General features: G+C 42.6%; 11 protein-coding genes and 1 pseudogene. 7 read left to right on the top strand and 5 right to left on the bottom strand.

Annotated features, from left to right (window positions below; all coding sequences use genetic code 11):
- Positions 1-1,168 precede the first annotated feature (1,168 nt).
- Positions 1,169-2,743, top strand: coding sequence for a BCCT family transporter (locus EAG18_RS14065; RefSeq protein ID WP_125253009.1), 1,575 nt, complete (start codon positions 1,169-1,171; stop codon positions 2,741-2,743).
- Positions 2,744-2,804: 61 nt separating this feature from the next.
- On the opposite strand, the gene EAG18_RS14060 is transcribed toward EAG18_RS14065, so the two are convergent.
- The gene (locus EAG18_RS14060) at positions 2,805-3,506 is read right to left on the bottom strand and encodes a 3'-5' exonuclease (protein WP_125253008.1); all 702 of its coding nucleotides are present in this window, start codon (positions 3,504-3,506) and stop codon (positions 2,805-2,807) included.
- Between the two features lie 10 nt (positions 3,507-3,516).
- Positions 3,517-5,412: a DUF294 nucleotidyltransferase-like domain-containing protein gene (locus tag EAG18_RS14055; RefSeq protein WP_125253013.1), complete on the bottom strand. Its 1,896-nt coding sequence runs from the start codon at positions 5,410-5,412 to the stop codon at positions 3,517-3,519.
- Positions 5,413-5,610: 198 nt separating this feature from the next.
- On the opposite strand from EAG18_RS14055, the gene astB reads away from it, so the two are divergent.
- On the top strand, positions 5,611-6,951 hold the full coding sequence (gene astB, locus EAG18_RS14050) for an N-succinylarginine dihydrolase (protein WP_125253007.1): 1,341 nt from the start codon (positions 5,611-5,613) through the stop codon (positions 6,949-6,951).
- 125 nt (positions 6,952-7,076) lie between these two features.
- On the opposite strand, the gene EAG18_RS14045 is transcribed toward astB, so the two are convergent.
- Positions 7,077-8,063: a hypothetical protein gene (locus EAG18_RS14045; RefSeq protein WP_125253006.1), complete on the bottom strand. Its 987-nt coding sequence runs from the start codon at positions 8,061-8,063 to the stop codon at positions 7,077-7,079.
- A gap of 116 nt (positions 8,064-8,179) precedes the next feature.
- On the opposite strand from EAG18_RS14045, the gene EAG18_RS14040 reads away from it, so the two are divergent.
- A complete protein-coding gene (locus tag EAG18_RS14040) occupies positions 8,180-8,632 on the top strand; it encodes a hypothetical protein (RefSeq protein ID WP_125253005.1) in 453 nt (150 codons plus the stop codon).
- Between the two features lie 128 nt (positions 8,633-8,760).
- Here the strand turns inward: EAG18_RS14040 and EAG18_RS14035 are convergent.
- Positions 8,761-8,949: pseudogene (locus tag EAG18_RS14035) on the bottom strand (transposase); the annotation flags it as partial.
- 537 nt (positions 8,950-9,486) lie between these two features.
- Positions 9,487-11,760 (bottom strand): acyl-CoA dehydrogenase, encoded by a 2,274-nt coding sequence (locus tag EAG18_RS14030; RefSeq protein WP_125253004.1) that lies wholly within the window; start codon positions 11,758-11,760, stop codon positions 9,487-9,489.
- A gap of 328 nt (positions 11,761-12,088) precedes the next feature.
- On the opposite strand from EAG18_RS14030, the gene EAG18_RS14025 reads away from it, so the two are divergent.
- From EAG18_RS14025 to EAG18_RS14010, 4 genes are all read left to right on the top strand, one after another.
- Positions 12,089-13,909 (top strand): M2 family metallopeptidase, encoded by a 1,821-nt coding sequence (locus EAG18_RS14025; protein ID WP_125253003.1) that lies wholly within the window; start codon positions 12,089-12,091, stop codon positions 13,907-13,909.
- A 173-nt stretch (positions 13,910-14,082) separates the two neighbouring features.
- Positions 14,083-14,889, top strand: a complete 807-nt coding sequence (locus tag EAG18_RS14020) for an ABC transporter permease subunit (RefSeq protein ID WP_125253002.1) — start codon at positions 14,083-14,085, stop codon at positions 14,887-14,889.
- The gene (locus tag EAG18_RS14015; protein ID WP_125253001.1) at positions 14,886-15,779 is read left to right on the top strand and encodes an ABC transporter ATP-binding protein; all 894 of its coding nucleotides are present in this window, start codon (positions 14,886-14,888) and stop codon (positions 15,777-15,779) included. Before EAG18_RS14020 ends, EAG18_RS14015 begins: the two co-directional genes overlap by 4 nt.
- 459 nt (positions 15,780-16,238) lie before the next feature.
- Complete coding sequence (locus tag EAG18_RS14010; RefSeq protein WP_125253000.1) at positions 16,239-17,561, top strand: dicarboxylate/amino acid:cation symporter; 1,323 nt, start codon at positions 16,239-16,241, stop codon at positions 17,559-17,561.
- Positions 17,562-17,641: the final 80 nt, after the last annotated feature.

The raw sequence follows: 17,641 nt of genomic DNA, 5'->3' as shown, positions 1-17,641 counted from the left end.
ATTTTGAGGTGAGAAAATCTTGTCGATAACACCGCTTCCGCGTCCTGCTCACGCCGAGGTACCTACGTCCTGTAGGCAAGGCAAAAATTTTGCTATTTAGTTGTTCTAAATAAGAAACTTTTAACGCTGTTAGCGTCAGATTTACTCCTTCAAATTGAGCAAGTATTAAGTCAAATTGGCATTACCTCACTCTGTATGTCTAGTTGATGAATACGATGATTTTTAAATAAAAAATTCAGTAACCATTTACTTTTCAATCTCACCCCCTAAACTAGTAAGCGTAGGTTTTACTGGTATTGCGCATTTGCTTTCCGGTACGACCAAGACGTAAAGAGTTGTTGCTTTTCATACCAATTATCTTAATTAAGTGGTCTATTTTAAGGCGAGAAAATTTTGTCGATAACTAGGCAAAAGTTTTGCTATTTAGTTATTCTAAATAAGAAATTTTTAACGCAGTTAGCGTCAGATTTACTCCTCAAAATTGAGCAAATATTAAGTCTAATTGGTATTAGCATCGACTGATTATCAAGTTGACGTAATTCCAATTTGCTTAATTACATGCTCTTGTATAAGGCGAGTTGGTAAGTAGATTGATGTTTTAATCTCATTAGCATAGCAGTTCGGTTGGTTTATCTTAATTACAAGTATTGAGGCAATATACTGTCACTGTAACTAACATAAACCCATCACAGGTGCGTGGAGCCATTCTTTTGATGCAATTGAAATGTATTGATCGAGTGAGAACGCCAAATAATCTAGACTGGGCAAAATTTTTTGTAACTTAAAGGGTATGACGTAACAGCGAGTGATAGTAGGTTTCGTGGTTAACAAAGCCATTGAAAATAGCTATTRACTGGTGTTAAAGGTCACAGTTTTCTTTGTTTCATTGCCTATTTAGTTTATGTCGAATTGTTATTTTATAGTGTGTAATTTTTAACTTATACCAATTATCTTAATAAACTTGCTATTTTGAGACGAGAAAGTCTTGTCGATAACACCGCTACAGCGCCCTGCTATCGCCAAGATACCTACATCCATGTAGGTACAAAATTTCTAACGCGGTTAGCGTCAGATTTACTTCTTCAAATTGAGCAAGTAGTAAGACAAAGTGGTATAACTACTATGTCAGCTTGATGTCTTATCACGATGAGAACAACAAGAGGGTATCATGGGCAATAACCACGATAAATACAGCATCGATAATACGGACTACACCGTTGGGCAAGACAACGTGCAAAAGTGGGGGTTTGATGTACATAACCCCGTGTTTGGCGTAAGTGCAGGGTTAATATTAGCTTTTTTAATTGCTGTACTATTGGTCGATGCAAATACAGCGAAAACCACGCTTGATGGCATCAAGTGGGACATCATAGGTAATTTTGATGTGCTATTTATGTGGTCGGGGAACTTCTTTGTCTTATTCTGTCTAGTACTTGTGTTTTCCCCCTACGGAAAGATACGCTTAGGCGGTGAAAATGCCAAGCCTAGTTATAGCCGAGCATCTTGGCTTGCTATGTTATTTGCCGCTGGTATGGGGATAGGCCTAATGTTTTGGGGCGTCGCTGAACCTGTAGCATATTATACTGGCTGGTATGAAACGCCATTGAATGTTGCAGCTAATACCCCTGAAGCTGCTGAACTTGCCATGGGCGCGACCATGTATCATTGGGGCTTACATCCTTGGGCAATTTACGCAGTGGTTGCACTCTCCCTAGCATTTTTTGCCTACAACAAGGGACTACCGCTGTCGATCCGCTCGATCTTTTATCCTATCTTAGGAGATAGAGCCTGGGGTTGGCCTGGGCATATCATTGATATTCTTGCCGTACTTGCTACCTTGTTTGGTCTTGCGACGTCACTTGGTTTGGGTGCACAACAAGCTGGTGCTGGGATCCAGCATGTATTTGGTATAGAGGCAGGACTTAGCCTTGAAATTGCCGTGATCGCGGGCGTAACTGTCTTGGCAATTATTTCCGTTGTCCGCGGTATTGATGGCGGAGTAAAATTACTCAGTAACATTAATATGCTAATAGCCTTTGCATTATTACTATTCGTTGGTATCGCAGGTTTTGCAATTGCCTTGGGTAATATTCCGACAACTTTAATGGCTTATATTGAAAATATCATTCCGCTAAGTAACCCTCATGGGCGTGACGATGAGGCATGGTTCCAAGGCTGGACAGTATTCTATTGGGCATGGTGGATATCTTGGTCACCGTTTGTTGGTATGTTCATCGCTCGTGTGTCAGAGGGACGAACCATACGCGAGTTTATCACCGCAGTATTATTAATCCCGACATTGGTAACCGTGATCTGGATGTCAATCTATGGTGGCCTTGCTATCGATCAGGTAAAAAATGGCATTGGTGCGCTTGGCACAAATGGCTTAACTGAAGTGCCTTTAGCTATGTTCCAGATGTTTGAAAACTTACCTATGAGTGATTTACTCTCGTTCACTGCGATTTTACTGGTACTGGTTTTCTTTATTACCTCGTCAGACTCAGGCTCTTTAGTTATCGATAGTATTACCGCTGGCGGTAAAATCGATGCGCCAGTACCACAACGTATATTCTGGGCGAGTATTGAGGGTGCGATTGCGGCTGCGCTACTGTGGATCGGCGGTAAAGAGGCGATTGAAGCACTGCAAGCGGGTGCCATTTCTACTGGTTTACCGTTTACCTTTGTACTACTGCTGATGTGTGTAAGTTTGATCCTTGGGCTAAGAACTGAGCCTAAAAGCTAACAGTCGTAAATGCCATTATAGGCGGAGCTTGATGTATGCTCCGCCTTTTTGTTATTTGGATTTAACTCCACCAGCGCTTCACCATGTCTGATGGATCCAAACAATACTGAGCCTGAGCTTGAAGTAACTCTGCCGTTGCCAAGGCATCAGACAAAGCATGGTGGGGCTGGTAATATGGAAGCCCATAGCGCTTTCTGCAATCAGCTAAGCGCACTGAAGGAATGGGTTTACGTTTAAGCTTATCAAGCCAGTTTCTAGTATTATTTATTGCTGACTTCTCAATTTCCATTGTATCAATGACCGGAAACTCAATTCCTTCATTTACTCTTGCCATAAGCGCAGAGTTAAAAAATGACTTCTCGACAAACTGATAATGCACCACGATGACTCTACCATGAAGCGACGCAAACACCTCCTCAAGAATATCCTCCAGATCTGGCGCGCTTTCAACTTGAGAATGGGTTATACGATGAAGTACCACAGACTCTTTAGCAAGTGGACTCGTTGGTTTAACTAACCAGTGCTTTGCTTGCGCAACGCGGATCCGCCGCAAATCAAATGGCACCACGCCAACACTCACTATGTCATCGATATTTGGATTGAGCCCCGTGGTTTCAAAATCAAGCGCAACAAATTCGCACTGACCTAATTGCTGATAAGGGTCAACCACACCTTGTTGATAAAATGACTTAAGTCTTGGATCTCTCGCCACTTTTGCCAAATGCTCGAAGCGATTTGGCCATGACATAATCTCACCCTGCATCTTTACACCGCTATTTCATCATGGATTTATTTTGGTAGCGAAACTTTAAAAAGCTTTGCGCTTTGTCTAACACACCAAATGCTTCTTTCAAATTGCGCTGCTCAAAATCAGAGAGTGTTTCAGGTGGTAAACTATTATCTGGCTTTTCACCCTGCTCAATTTGCCAGGCTTGATGGCGAATACGCATGATAGCGATGTATTCGAGTGCAGCTTGTAGATCTAATACTTTACCTTTAGGAAGTATATTTGCTTCGTCAATATCTTCGAGTCGTTCAAAGGAGTTTTGCTTTTTAGAGCCAACACCAAGCGCATGTACACGAACCAAATCCGAAAGTGGTGCTGTGCCACGTCGTTTAATATTCATCGACCGTCTGTGCTCACCATCTTGCTCCAAAACAAAGCCATTAAAAAAGCCAAGTGGTGGTGTTCTTCTTAGCGCATTATGCGCCATTGCCGCTAAGAATTTAGGTGTACTTTTTGCCTTTTTACTAACAAATGCGGTTAACTTCTCCGCCCACTTTACTTCCCCCCATACCCCTTCCAAGTCAAAGAAAATTGAGCTATTGAGTAAGGCTTCTGGACTAGGCTTATCAATCCAACTTTCAAACTGTGATTGCCATTGACTAAATGTTAACCGCCAAGCAGGATTGGTCGCCATAATGCCACCATCACAGTACTTATATCCGCAGTTTGCAAGGCCGTCACACACAAATTTTGCGAGTTGCTCAAAGTACACTCCATGCTCTGTAGGTTTATAATCGTCATCTAAGATCAACGCGTTATCCTGATCCGTTACAATTAGCAGCTCGTCCCGAGCCATTGAGCCCAGAGCAATAAAGCAGTAAGGGATCGGGGGGGGTCCTAATTTTGCCTCTGCTAACTCGAGCAATTTATGTTTAAATGTTTTACCAATAATAGACATAGCAGAGCCAATCATATGTGAATTAGCATCTTCATTGACCATGCGAGTGAATATTGCAGGGAGCTGTTTAGCATAACTGGCAAGATCCTCAACGCTTTGCTGATCCATCAAGCCTCTTACAAATAGCAAACTACTTTGTGACTCATAACGCAAAATATCAGAAAGCGCCACAACTCCAATTGGCTTGCGTTTATGAACTACAGGCAGATGATGAACATTGTCTTTGAGCATCAACATCATGGCTTCAAATACGTACGCATTAGAATCTACAATCACCAAATCGGTAGACATAATCTCAGAAACCGGCGTTTGATAGTCAAGCCCTTTAGCAACAACGTTTACCCGCAAGTCCCTATCGCTGATCAACCCGACAACTTGACCATCGTCCTCATCGGGGTCTTCTACCACAGGCTTTTCAGGATCATAAATTAGTAAAGATGAAACCTGCTCTGTTGCCATCACTTGTGCGGCTTGTTGCACTGTTGCATTACGTTCGACGTATACCACATCACGTAGCAATAGTTTACGTACTTTAGCAGTGGTTAAGTCGTTACTATCTGCTTGCTCAGATACTGTTATTTTGAGCCTAGCATTGTCATCAGCTTCAAAATAATCGGCAAATGCCTCATAGACATCGCAGTATTCATCAAATACACCCACAGGAATGCAATACACTAATGTGTCTTCGAGACTTTGCGCCCCAAAGCGAACCTTACGATTCATCAATAAACCGCGTTGACCAAAGATCCCCCCTGCTGATATACGATTGTATAATTCACCCGAGCGGCGGAATAATTCCACAGCACCAGAGCGGATCACATACAGGTAAGTGATTTGCTCACCATACTCCAGAATGCGACTCCCCTCACGGTAATAGCCAACTTCAACTTGGCTTGCAAGGCGGTGTAGTGCCTCCTGCGGTAAATCCGAGAATGGCGGATAAGCGATTAAAAAGTTGGCAATTTCCTGATGTTCAACTTCCATGGTTTGCCCTGAGGTAAAACAAAAACTCTCTCTATTGTGGGCAACGAGGTCTGAATTTGCAATCAAAGTCTGCCTAGCAAGGGGTTAAATGACAAAGTGCTGTTAGCTATGCTGTTGTTTTGATTCATATCACTTTAAAAACTGACGAAACCGCCTCATACTAGAGGTCTATAACCATTTGCAACAGGAATCGCACTCATGACTTATGAAGTCAATTTCGATGGCTTAGTAGGACCAACTCATAACTACGCCGGTTTATCTTACGGTAACGTGGCCTCTCTTTCTAACGCTACCAGCATTTCAAATCCAAAAGAGGCGGCGTTACAAGGCCTTGAAAAAATGAAAGCGATGCACGACATCGGCTTAAAACAAGGGATATTCGCCCCTCATGCGCGCCCAAGTTTGTCACCACTGCGCCGAGTTGGCTTTTCAGGCACTGATGCCCAAGTGTTAGAAAAAGCATATAAGCACGACCCAGTTCTACTACGTGCTTGCTATTCTGCTTCGGCAATGTGGACTGCAAACGCTGCGACTGTGTCACCGTCTATTGACTCAAATGATGGTAAAGTTCATTTTACCAGCGCTAATTTAAACTGTAAGTTTCATCGCTCCATAGAGCCAACCACCACAACCAATTTACTACGCGCTATGTTCGCTGATGAACAACACTTTTCACACCATCAGCATTTACCTGAACAGCCCTTTTTTGGCGACGAAGGTGCCGCGAACCATACTCGTTTAGCAGATGATCATGCAAGCCAAGGTGTTCAGTTATTTGTCTATGGCTCAAGTGGTTTTAACAGTAGTATTAAAGGCCCCAGCAAATACCCTGCACGACAAACCCTTGAAGCGAGTCAAGCTGTTGCTCGGCTACATCAATTAAATGAAAAACAAGCAATTTTTATCCAGCAAAACCCAAATGTTATTGACCAAGGCGTGTTCCACAATGATGTGATTGCTGTAGGTAATGAGAATGTACTATTTTGTCATGATCAAGCCTTTATCGATCAAACTAATAGTTTGACCAAAATCAGACAAGCATACATTGGTGAAAAGCCGTTGCACATTGTTGAAGTGCCAAGTCACGCCGTAAGTGTGGAGGATGCGGTAAAAAGTTACTTATTTAACTCACAGTTGATCACCTTACCATCAGGTGAAATGATGTTAGTTGCACCTGAAGAATGTGCAAAAAATACCAATGTTGCTGCCTACATAGAGTATATGCTTGGTGCGAATAACCCTATCTCGCAAGTACGCTTTTTTGATTTGCGTCAGAGTATGCAAAACGGTGGTGGACCTGCATGTTTACGATTACGAGTGGCGCTTAACGATACAGAGTTGCGTGCAGTTAACCCTGAAATCATGATGAGTGATGACAAATTTGCTCAGCTCAGTGCTTGGGTCAACAAGCACTATCGTGATCGCGTAACAGAGCAAGACTTAGCAGATCCCAGTTTGTTGCACGAGTCTTACGCTGCGCTTGACGAACTGACACAACTGCTTAATTTGGGCAGTGTTTACGAGTTTCAACAAGCCTAATCACCGCACACACTTAGCTCAGGTTAATTGGTTGTAGACTTGAGCTAACAACACACTCGTTTACTTGAGGGCAATAGTAGTACACGCTTACGTTAAAGCTGAAACTCACTCACGAAACTTTGTTGTTACTTTTCAGCGAGTAAGTTAACAGCCCAAGTCTCCAGCATACCATCGCTATTTAATGTCACCAACGTGCTTGAGTTCGGAACATACATATCCACAACTGTAGCACCTTCGCTAGCGGTACGTATTGACCAAGTACCAAGCTCTTCACCACTATCGTAGCGCCAAATTGACAAGTGAGATTTAGACGATGAAGTAGCCAGTAGGCCTGAATTAGAAATAAATTTAGCTTTTCTAAACATTTTAAATCTCGCCATATATTTTAGCTCGCTGATCAGCTTACCTGACTCAAAATCCAGTACATGTTGTGCATTTAAGCCATCGGAAACAAAAAGGTGTTTACCATCAGGACTCACAGTCAGGCTAGTAACTCTGTGATTGAACTGGTGCTGATACACAGGCTCTGGAGAAGCGAATTGCCACATCGCGACTAAACCATCTTGCGCACCGGTGACAAAATACTCTGCATTTTCATGAAATGCTAAATGCTCGATAGGTCTAGAGTGTGGCATAAAACGATTGTTTATTTTGGTGAATAAATCAGCCATGTTTACCGAACCATCGTCCATCGCAACAAGTAGCCTTTTATTATCGTGAGATAATGCCAATGACGAGATTGAGGCAAGTGGACTAACCCCAGCAAACGGTACATTCGTGACAAGCTTTTGCTTGGGAACAGACCAAATTGATATCAAGTTTTCACCAGCAATGACAAGCATACTCTTATCATCGGACAAAAGTAGCGCTTTGACTGGGGTTTTAATTTTGTCTTTTGGCACTTTAAAAACAATGGATTGATCGGTATTATCGTGTATCTGAATGTCAGCGTTACCGTCAAGTGTGACTGTCCACTCACCATCTTTTGAAAAGTGCCCAATTATCACACCGTTTTGTGTCAACTGACTGGTTACCCCTTTACTTATCTCAGGTTGACTGCCACAACCTAGTAAAAAGCAAGCAAAACACACCACACACATCAACCGAAACATCTTAAACCCTTTATGTACAACGCATTTATTTCAACTACTGCCTTTACATATCGACCAATTGCAGACAAACTTAAACTATTGTGAATAATTTTATATTGCATATGGTGTATTTTAGCATGACAAAGCCACTCCTAAAGCAAGTCGTTGTTTTAATTTTAGCAATTTTATTTTTTTCTGGATGCGGCTCTGATGAAGATGCCGTTCGCGGTGATAAAGACACCCCAGGCTATGCTGCAACTATGTATTTTGACGCGTTATATAATCAAAAAAACTTAAATGCTGCGATGGAAATTTCAACTCCTCGCCACGCTAGGATCATGCGCTCTTATGGCACAGCCTCTCAGTTTGCTAGAAACCTCGTGAATATGCAGTACGATGAAGTAACAATCGAGGTCGACATGACCAATCAAAGCCTTCGCGAACAATATGGTAATACAGCAAAAATAAATCTCATTTTTACAGGCCAACTACATGGTGAACAAGTGGATGATATGCGCAGCGTTAGTATGGTTCGTAAAAAGGGTAAGTGGTATGTAGATAAAGTGTTGGCAGACCCATTTGCGCGATAAATAGAGTAACAAAGCCCCCGCCTAGCTAGGTTGGGGGCTTATCTTTGTGAATAAACGTCTAAAACCAATCAGTCTTATTTCTTGCTCAATTGTAAGGAATAAAGCAGACGCCAGCTGCGTTAAAAATGGCTTCTATGTCTTGAGTGCTCTAACTGACAAATATTTTTTAGCTGGTCATTTACGGTTTCAATAATAAAGCGCTTTGATAGCATTGCTTTGTCCCAAGCTGAAATAGCTTTGGCCTTCATATTACCGCGCACATTGGTGACCAGTTTGAGCCCCCTTTCCGATAGTGACTGCTCTATCTTACTGCTGAAATGGTGACGGTCATTATTTCAGCCATACTCATCTGGCATGTTCTTTCTCTTTTTATTTGACCTTGCTTTATTTTGTAGGCGTGCCACTGCGGAAAAAAATTTTGCAAAAATCATCGACATTACAAAACAATTCAACTAACTTATCCATGCCTGTTCCTTACTAGGTCACTTTCTTTTTTGGTCGAAAGATCTGATCTTGGAACAGGCATATAGTTCCCTAGTTTTTAAATTCTTATCCCGAGCTGGGGTTACTTAAGATAATTAGTATAAGAGCGCCGATTAATTTCCTCAGAAGTTTAGCTCTGTTTTCTAATTGCGACTCCCATCTCATTATTAACTGGCCGTTACAAACACCTAGCTGCTTAAAGCTGATCCAATTTTCTTAATTAAGTGGTCTATTTTGAAGTGAGAAAATCTTGTCGATAACAAGGCAAAAATTTTGCTATTTAGTTGCTCTAAATAAGAAATTTTTAACGCCGTTAGCGTCAGATTTACTCCTTCAAGTTGAGCAAGTATTAAGTCAAATTGGTATAACTATCATGAGGATGTCCCCTTCGCATCTACGGCCACCGCCTGTGCAACCAAAGTTTCAATACAAAAAATAGTTTCTGACGCTTTGTCGTCTATCACCTTAGCAGTTGTTGCCATGCTCAGTTTCTCATCGAGGGATTTCCCCCTCAAATCAACAGCATTTTGCTTACACCACTTACGATATTTTGCCATTAAAGGGGCATGCGCTTTTTCTAGCATAAAGGCATGTTCAACCGTGTCTACCGCTGAATGTTTGACTACTGGACATAAATGTGAGATCCGCTCACGAGTGCTATTGCTTTTTGATACATGTTCGCAAACTTGAATTGCCAATGTGTCACTCGGTGCTTTAATCCAATTACCAATAGGAAATGCAATGCGCTTGAATAAGAAGCTCACAGGTGTAATGGTAAAATTGTCACAAAATGCGTAAATCGCATTGCTCGCTTCGTATAGGCAGTGCTCTACTGCAAATTTAACCAAAGGTAAATCTCCTTGTTGGCGGCCATCATCTTCATACTTTTTCAATACACAAGAAGCCATATACAGATAGCTCAACACATCGCCCAATTTAGCTGAAATCATTTCTCGACGCTTGAGTGTGCCACCCAGCTTTAGCATTGCAATATCACTATATACTGACAGTGCTTGGCTTAGCCACGTCAGACGGCGATAGTAAGGTGCAACATCTCCACTTACAGGTGAACGCTCAAAACTCGCAAACGTAAAACCATTGAAAAACGCTTTTACGCCATTAATCGAGGTATGTTGTAAATGCTTACACAAGATCTCATCAAACTCTTTGAGCGCAATAATTTGATCTTCTTGCTGCACAATTTCCATTTCCTTTAATATGAAAGGATGACACCGCGTTGCCCCTTGACCAAATATCATTAGGCTACGAGTTAAAATATTTGCCCCTTCCACGGTAATAGAGATAGGCATTCCCATGTAATTACGAGCAAGATAGTTCATTTTTCCCATTTGAATGGCTTTACCACCATGAATATCCATCGCATCGTTTAATGCCACTCTTGCATGTTCGGTCAAATGATACTTCGCAATCGCAGTGACCACAGACGGGCTTTGTTTTAAATCAATGGCCAACGCTGTTGTTTGTCTCACCGCCTCGATAAGATATGTATATCCATAAACCCTTGCTAAAGCACTCTGAACCCCCTCAAATGCAGCTATTGGCACACCAAATTGACGACGGACATTAGCATAGGCCGAGCTGGTTCGCGTACTTAGGTGCGCGGTGCCTGCACTTAACGCAGGTAATGAGATCCCCCGCCCGGCACTCAAACAAGAGACAAGCATACGCCAACCTTTACCAATTCCGGCCTCTTCGCCTATCACCCATGACAGTGGAATGAATACATCCTCACCACTGGTGGTACCATTCATAAAACCTTGTCCCAGCGGGCTATGTCGATCTCCAATTTTTACTCCCGGATGTACTGTTGGTATAAGCGCGCAGGTTATCCCAAGTTCAACTTGTTCAGACAATCTTTGTTCAGGGTCGTATACTTTAAATGCCAGCCCCAATACATCTGCAACCGGTGCAAGCGTGATGTAGCGCTTTTGCCAGCTTACAGCAAGACCTAGCTGCTTTGCGCCCTCAAACTCTCGCTCACACACCACTGCATAATCTTGGATACTACCAGCATCGGAGCCAGCTTCAGGTGAAGTAAGAGCAAAACAAGGGAGTACCTCTCCCGACGCGAGTTTCGGCAACCAATAGTCTTGCTGCGAAGGTGTTCCATAGTGAAGTAGCAGCTCAGCCGGTCCCAAACTGTTAGGAACCATAACAGTGACTGCCGTTGATAAGCTACGACTTGCTATCTTCGCAACAATCGTCGAGTTAGCTTGGGCGCTAAACTCAAGTCCGCCATACGATTTTGGGATAATAAAAGCAAAGAAACCTTTTTCTTTTAGGTATTGCCACACCTCGTTCGGCAAGTCATTGGCTTGAGCAATTGCTTCTTCATCTAGCATGTTGAGTAATGTGTTTAATTCATTATCTATAAAAGCTTGCTCATCATCGCTGAGTTTAGGTTTATCATTGCTGAGCCACTTACGCCAATTAGGCTTTCCAGAAAACAGCGCCCCGTCCCACCAAATACTTCCCGCTTCCATTGCTTCTCGTTCTGTCTGAGATAATTCGGGTAACGCTGACTTGAAGTAATCAAATAGTGGCTTGCTTATCAGTTTTACCCGAATATCACGAACGCAAAAAATCACCACAATGGCTAATATAACCAGTAAAATAAACGTCATATACACTCCCTTTGATAGCCTGTAACACGGAACTAATACTGTAGAATATATAAGTATGGTTAATTATTAGCCTAACTCAACTTTTATCCCTATTCGCTGCTCTCGCACACATAAGTACGCGCCATTTATTTATCGTAAAATTGTCGTTTTAAAAACGGCCTGCTATTATCCTGCCCACAGTGAAAAATGAATTTTCACCGTTTTACACCAATTGCTTTAACCCTCAGTATAGCGAGCAGGTTAATTCAACTGGTGCAGAACAAAAGACCCCATAGAACGCCTCTCAAACAGCGGTCTATGTATTAATCAAAACAACAAGTGAATCACTATGAAACCAAGATTTAAACTCAGTGTTGGCGCGCTTATCGTTGCCAGTACTTTTGCACTCTCTGCTTGTAAATCTACTGATACTACTAATAAAACTTTCACAGAAGCTGATGCGATTGCATTTTTAGATAAAGCGTCAGCGCAACTTGTAGATCTGAATAATCGCTCTAGCCGCGCAGCATGGATCTATGCCAACTTTATCACTCATGATACCGCTTCTCTTTCAGCGGATGTCAATGAAGAATACACCGCAGCGTTGGTGACTCTTGCCAACCAAGCTGCGCAGTTCGACGGTATGAACTTGAGTGAAGATACCCGTCGTAAATTAGATAAATTAAAACTAAACCTAACATTACCTGCTCCTAAAGATGCAGATAAAACAGCGGCCCTTGCCAAGCTAACCGCTGAATTAGACGGCATGTACGGTAAAGGGAAGTACTGTAAAGCTGATGGCACTTGCTTAAGTTTAGGCGACATGACCGCAACCATGGCTAACAGTCGTAATTACGAAGAGCTGCTTGATATATGGCAAGGTTGGCGTGAGGTTTCAAAGCCAATGCGTCCACTCTATGAAAAGCAAGTCGTGCTCACGAATGAGGGCGCAAACGAGCTTGGCTATGCAGACACAGGTGCCATGTGGCGCAGTAAATACGACATGCCAGCGGATGATTTTGCAAAAGAGCTAGACCGCATTTGGGGTCAAGTAAAGCCTCTTTATGACTCACTTCATTGTCACGTTCGTGCCAAACTAGGTGAAAAATATGGCGAAGACAAAGTACCTCAAGATAAACCAATTCCTGCACACCTACTGGGTAATATGTGGGCACAAAGCTGGGGTAATATTTACGATTTAGTGGCACCAGAAAATGCAGATCCGGGTTATGACGTGACAGCCCTTCTTGCTCAGCATAATTATGACGAAATCAAAATGGTAAAAGGTGCGGAGAAGTTCTTCACCTCTATGGGCTTTGCACCGTTACCAGAAACTTTCTACGAACGCTCGTTGTTTACTAAGCCAAAAGATCGTGACGTACAATGTCACGCCTCAGCTTGGAACTTAGATGCTAAAGACGATTTACGTATCAAGATGTGTATTCAGCGTACTGGAGAAGAATTCTCGGTGATCCACCACGAGCTAGGTCACAACTTCTATCAGCGCGCATATAACCAGCAGCCTGTCTATTACCAAGAAAGTGCCAATGATGGTTTCCATGAAGCAATTGGTGACACTATTGCCCTATCGGTAACACCGGGTTACTTAAAACAAATCGGCTTATTAGACAAGGTACCAGATGAATCAAAAGATATTGGTCTACTGATGAAGATGGCACTGGATAAAGTTGCCTTTATTCCATTTGGCCTACTTGTTGACCAGTGGCGTTGGCAGGTTTTCTCAGGTGAGATTTCACCTGCTGAATATAACCAAGCTTGGTGGAATTTAAGAGAGAAATATCAAGGGGTCACTGCTCCCGTTTCACGTAGTGAAGCTGACTTTGATCCAGGTGCAAAATATCACGTTCCAGGTAATGTACCTTACACTCGTTACTTCTTAGCGCATATTCTGCAGTTCCAATTCCACAAATCTCTGTGTGAGATTGCAGGTAGCGAAGAAGCGATCCATCGCTGTTCAGTATACAACTCAAAGGCTGCCGGTGAGCGCTTAAATGCAATGCTCGAAATGGGTAGTAGCAAGCCTTGGCAGCAAGCACTTAAAACGCTAACAGGTAAGGATGAAATGGATGCCACAGCAGTACTAGACTACTTTGCGCCATTACAGAGCTACCTAGATGAGCAAAATAAAGGCCGTAATTGCGGCTGGTAATTGTTAATCATTAAAAGCTAGAAACGGGCACACTCAATCGTGCCCGTTTTTTATTGGTTTAATTTTGTTACAGTTCTATAACTTCCTTTTTTAACTTCAATCATATACGCTCAAGGCAAAGTCAGCCTGCCGCTCGGTAGTGAGGACTTGTGTTGTCACTTGTAAGGATCATTATGAATATAAAAAGAATTGGCCTTATTGCCATCTTTGAGTTGCAGCGCTTGTTTGCAACGAAGCGTGGCTGGATAGCCATCGCCGCCTTTGTGCTGGTGTGGTATGCCATACTGAGGTATGCCATTGCTGAGGCGGTATCCATTGTAAGCGACCCCAACTTCAAAAATATGATCCAGAGCTTTTCAGGTGTCGTCGGCATGCAGAAAATTGCTCTATGGCCTGAAATGGAGCTCGCACTCTACCTAGTTTGGTCCATCTTTTTATTTCCTATGTTTGTTATTTTTGCTAGCGCTGATCAAACCGTAGAAGATAGAACTCGGGGTACGCTTAGATTTTTAACACTGCGTACTACCCGTGCTGAAATTGTTATCGGACGTTTTTTCGGACAATTATTTAATACACTCTTGTTAATCACCATATCTGCCGTCGGTGCATGGCTTCTGATGGTACTTCGAGATCCTACTTTATGGTTAAGTGGTTTACATCGTGCCACACTCATTGTATTGGAGCTCACCCTGATCACTGCGCCATTTATCGCCTTAATGTCCGTATCAAATCATTTTGCAAACTCAAGTAAAATGAGCATGATCTATGCTATTTTGGCCTACATCACACTCGCAACTATTGTGGCTTTTGCCTTAGAGTACAGCGCATACGCAGAATACCTGTTTTACCTTTTCCCGGGATACCAAGGCGCTGAAACAATAGCCCAAAATATTAACCTGACTCGCTTTGCAACCCCCCTTATCCATAGTGTGGTACTCATTGCAATTAGCTGTGAACTATTAAGAAGGCGCGCATTATGACCATGATAATTGAAGTGAAAGATCTCGTTAAAACATACGGCAGAAAACGTGCGCTAGATAAGGTCTCGTTTACGCTCAACGCAGGATCACCAATCGCACTAGTAGGCCCCAATGGTGCGGGTAAAACCACGCTATTTAGTACACTTTGCGGGTATCTCAATGCGGATTCTGGGAGTGTTAGTATTTTTGGTCATAAACCAGGTAGTGATGGGTTATTTGGTCGTCTTGCCGCCCTTCCTCAAGATGCTCAACTTGACCCTAGGTTTTCAGTTAGCAATCAATTGTGCCTATACGGACAACTCCAAGGGTTGGACAAAAAAGCGGCTGAAAACGAAACCCACCGAGTGCTTGAGCTGGTCGACCTTAAAGACTGCTTTCATTCAAAACCTCATGAATTATCACACGGCATGCGCAAACGCATTTGCATCGCACAAACGCTACTTTCTCGCCCAGAAGTGGTGCTACTAGATGAAGCAACCGCTGGCCTTGATCCGGTAAATGCGCGTGAGATCAGAAATTTAGTTAGAACACTGCAATCTGACACTACCTTTATTTTAAGCTCTCATGACTTAGTCGAACTAGATGACTTGTGCGATCAGGTACTTCACCTGCAACAAGGGAAGCTAACTGCGGTTGATCGTATTGCTCAAGCTGAACTTGCCACCTTGACCGTCAAGCTAAAAGAAACAGGGACCCATGGCCATGTTGAACAATTAAAGACGTTACAGGGCGTTGAGAGTGTATCGCTTAATGCAAGTGGTGCAATACTTATTGAATACCGTAGCGGTCAACAAGTTGATATTGATGTTTTACAGTTATGCAGAGCACAAGGCTGGCATTACAAATCCTTAGTCAATGGTAAAACATTGGAAGACGAACTATTCGGTTAGTTTTCGACGCCGCTTTTAGTCGTGAAAAGCCTGTCTAGTACAGGCTTTTGCCATATGTACGAGGCCGCTTCTAAAAAAATACCAATTATCTTAATTAAGTGATCTATTTCGAAGCGAGAAAACCTTGTCGATAACACCGCTACCGCGTCCCGTAAACGCCTAGGTACCTACGTCCTGTAGGCAGGCAAAAATGTTGCTATTTAATTGTTCTAAATAAGAAATTTTTAACGCAGTTAGCATCAGACTTACACCTTCAAATTGAACAAGTATTAAGGCTAATTAGTGACATATTCACCCGCGATGACACTCCCTTCATTTGGTTTAGCCGCGCCTCACCACAACCAGCTTTTTACGCTCATTCTATACTTGATACCAATCAACATATCTTCACACCTATCCTGATATGCTATTTATAAATAAACATTGTCTGTACAACTATCTCAGTTTCAAGGAAAAGGAATGAAAACGACCTACTCCATTAGTTATTTTTTACAAAAGAAAATGCTATGGCTGCAAATTGTTGTGGCTTTGGTACTGGGTATTACCGTGGGTATTTTACTTTCCCCTAAAGGAGTAGGACTGGTTAGTGCTGAGCTATCACTACAAATAGCACAATGGGTTGCACTACCTGGCAACCTATTTTTAGCCTTGATCCAGATGGTTGTGATCCCACTGGTGCTTTCATCCATCATTCTTGGCATTGCGGGTAACAAGGACACCGCGTTTTTGAAGCAGGTTGGACTTAGGATCTTCCCCTACTTCGTCATGACCACCTTTATTGCTGTCATCATTGGTTTGGTGGTTGCTTCCTACATTGAGCCGGGGAAATATGTGGATAGTCAGCTACTTGATAACCTCAATAGCCAACATACCACGACCGTTACAGCTACAGTTGAGTTAAAAAGCATTCCTGAGCGCATGGTGGCAATTATTCCATCAAATATTACTCAATCCACTCTCGATAAAGATATGTTTGCTATTGTGATGTATGCCATTTTTATCGGTATTGCTATCACCACACTTACTCAAAAGCAAAAGTCCCTGCTTCTGGAGCTCACCACAACAGCACAAACGCTGTCTCTACAGATTGTTAATTGGGCTATGCTGCTAGCTCCGTTTGCGGTTTTTGGGTTACTTTGTGATATTACTATTCGGATTGGTATCGATGCCCTGTTGGGTGTTTCTGCTTATGTTGCGACTGTGCTGCTGGGTTTGCTATTACTTATGTTTGTCTACCTGTTTTTAGCCAGTAGCGCTGGAAAGATTAGCCCTTGGCGCTTTTTATCAGCAATTAAAGGTGCGCAATTATTAGCCTTTTCAACGTCCAGTTCAGCCGCAGTAATGCCGCTTTCAATGCGTACAGCTGAGCAGTCGTTATCTGTTAAAAAACCGATTGTTCAGTTTATTATCCCTTTAGGCGCGACGATCAACATGGACGGTACTGCGCTCTATCAAGTGATCGCAGCACTATTTTTGACTCAAGTTTTTGGTATAACACTCTCCGACAGTCAAATTTTGTTACTGATACTCACCACTGTAGGTGCATCCATTGGCTCCCCGAGTACCCCTGGGGTCGGTATTGTAATTTTGGCTTCAGTATTAACCAGCTTTGGGATCCCTGCAGCTGGTATTGCCCTTATCTTGGGAGTAGATAGGATCTTAGATATGTGTAGAACCGTGCTCAATGTCACAGGAGATCTGACGGCTTGCGTAGTTATGGAGCGCCTGATAAAGCTCGATACAACACCTAAAAATGCTATTGATGACGGCGAAAGGGTTTAAGTTTAGTGGTTACAATAAGAGCCACATAATATATTTAACCTTTTATTAACCAGAAGAAACATAGAGTGCCTTATGAACTA

Origin of the sequence: Pseudoalteromonas sp. J010, assembly GCF_003934235.1 — a bacterium.
Taxonomy (GTDB): domain Bacteria; phylum Pseudomonadota; class Gammaproteobacteria; order Enterobacterales; family Alteromonadaceae; genus Pseudoalteromonas; species Pseudoalteromonas peptidolytica.
Note: the sequence above shows the minus strand (reverse complement) of the source record. Positions and strands in the feature narration are given on the sequence as shown.

What these genes read in the sequence shown, in the direction of transcription:
- EAG18_RS14065 (WP_125253009.1), top strand. Translation starts at nt 1,169, where the DNA reads ATGGGCAATAACCACGATAAATACAGCATCGATAATACGGACTACACC.
- EAG18_RS14060 (WP_125253008.1), bottom strand. Translation starts at nt 3,506, where the DNA reads ATGCAGGGTGAGATTATGTCATGGCCAAATCGCTTCGAGCATTTGGCA.
- EAG18_RS14055 (WP_125253013.1), bottom strand. Translation starts at nt 5,412, where the DNA reads ATGGAAGTTGAACATCAGGAAATTGCCAACTTTTTAATCGCTTATCCG.
- astB (WP_125253007.1), top strand. Translation starts at nt 5,611, where the DNA reads ATGACTTATGAAGTCAATTTCGATGGCTTAGTAGGACCAACTCATAAC.
- EAG18_RS14045 (WP_125253006.1), bottom strand. Translation starts at nt 8,063, where the DNA reads ATGTTTCGGTTGATGTGTGTGGTGTGTTTTGCTTGCTTTTTACTAGGT.
- EAG18_RS14040 (WP_125253005.1), top strand. Translation starts at nt 8,180, where the DNA reads ATGACAAAGCCACTCCTAAAGCAAGTCGTTGTTTTAATTTTAGCAATT.
- EAG18_RS14030 (WP_125253004.1), bottom strand. Translation starts at nt 11,760, where the DNA reads ATGACGTTTATTTTACTGGTTATATTAGCCATTGTGGTGATTTTTTGC.
- EAG18_RS14025 (WP_125253003.1), top strand. Translation starts at nt 12,089, where the DNA reads ATGAAACCAAGATTTAAACTCAGTGTTGGCGCGCTTATCGTTGCCAGT.
- EAG18_RS14020 (WP_125253002.1), top strand. Translation starts at nt 14,083, where the DNA reads ATGAATATAAAAAGAATTGGCCTTATTGCCATCTTTGAGTTGCAGCGC.
- EAG18_RS14015 (WP_125253001.1), top strand. Translation starts at nt 14,886, where the DNA reads ATGACCATGATAATTGAAGTGAAAGATCTCGTTAAAACATACGGCAGA.
- EAG18_RS14010 (WP_125253000.1), top strand. Translation starts at nt 16,239, where the DNA reads ATGAAAACGACCTACTCCATTAGTTATTTTTTACAAAAGAAAATGCTA.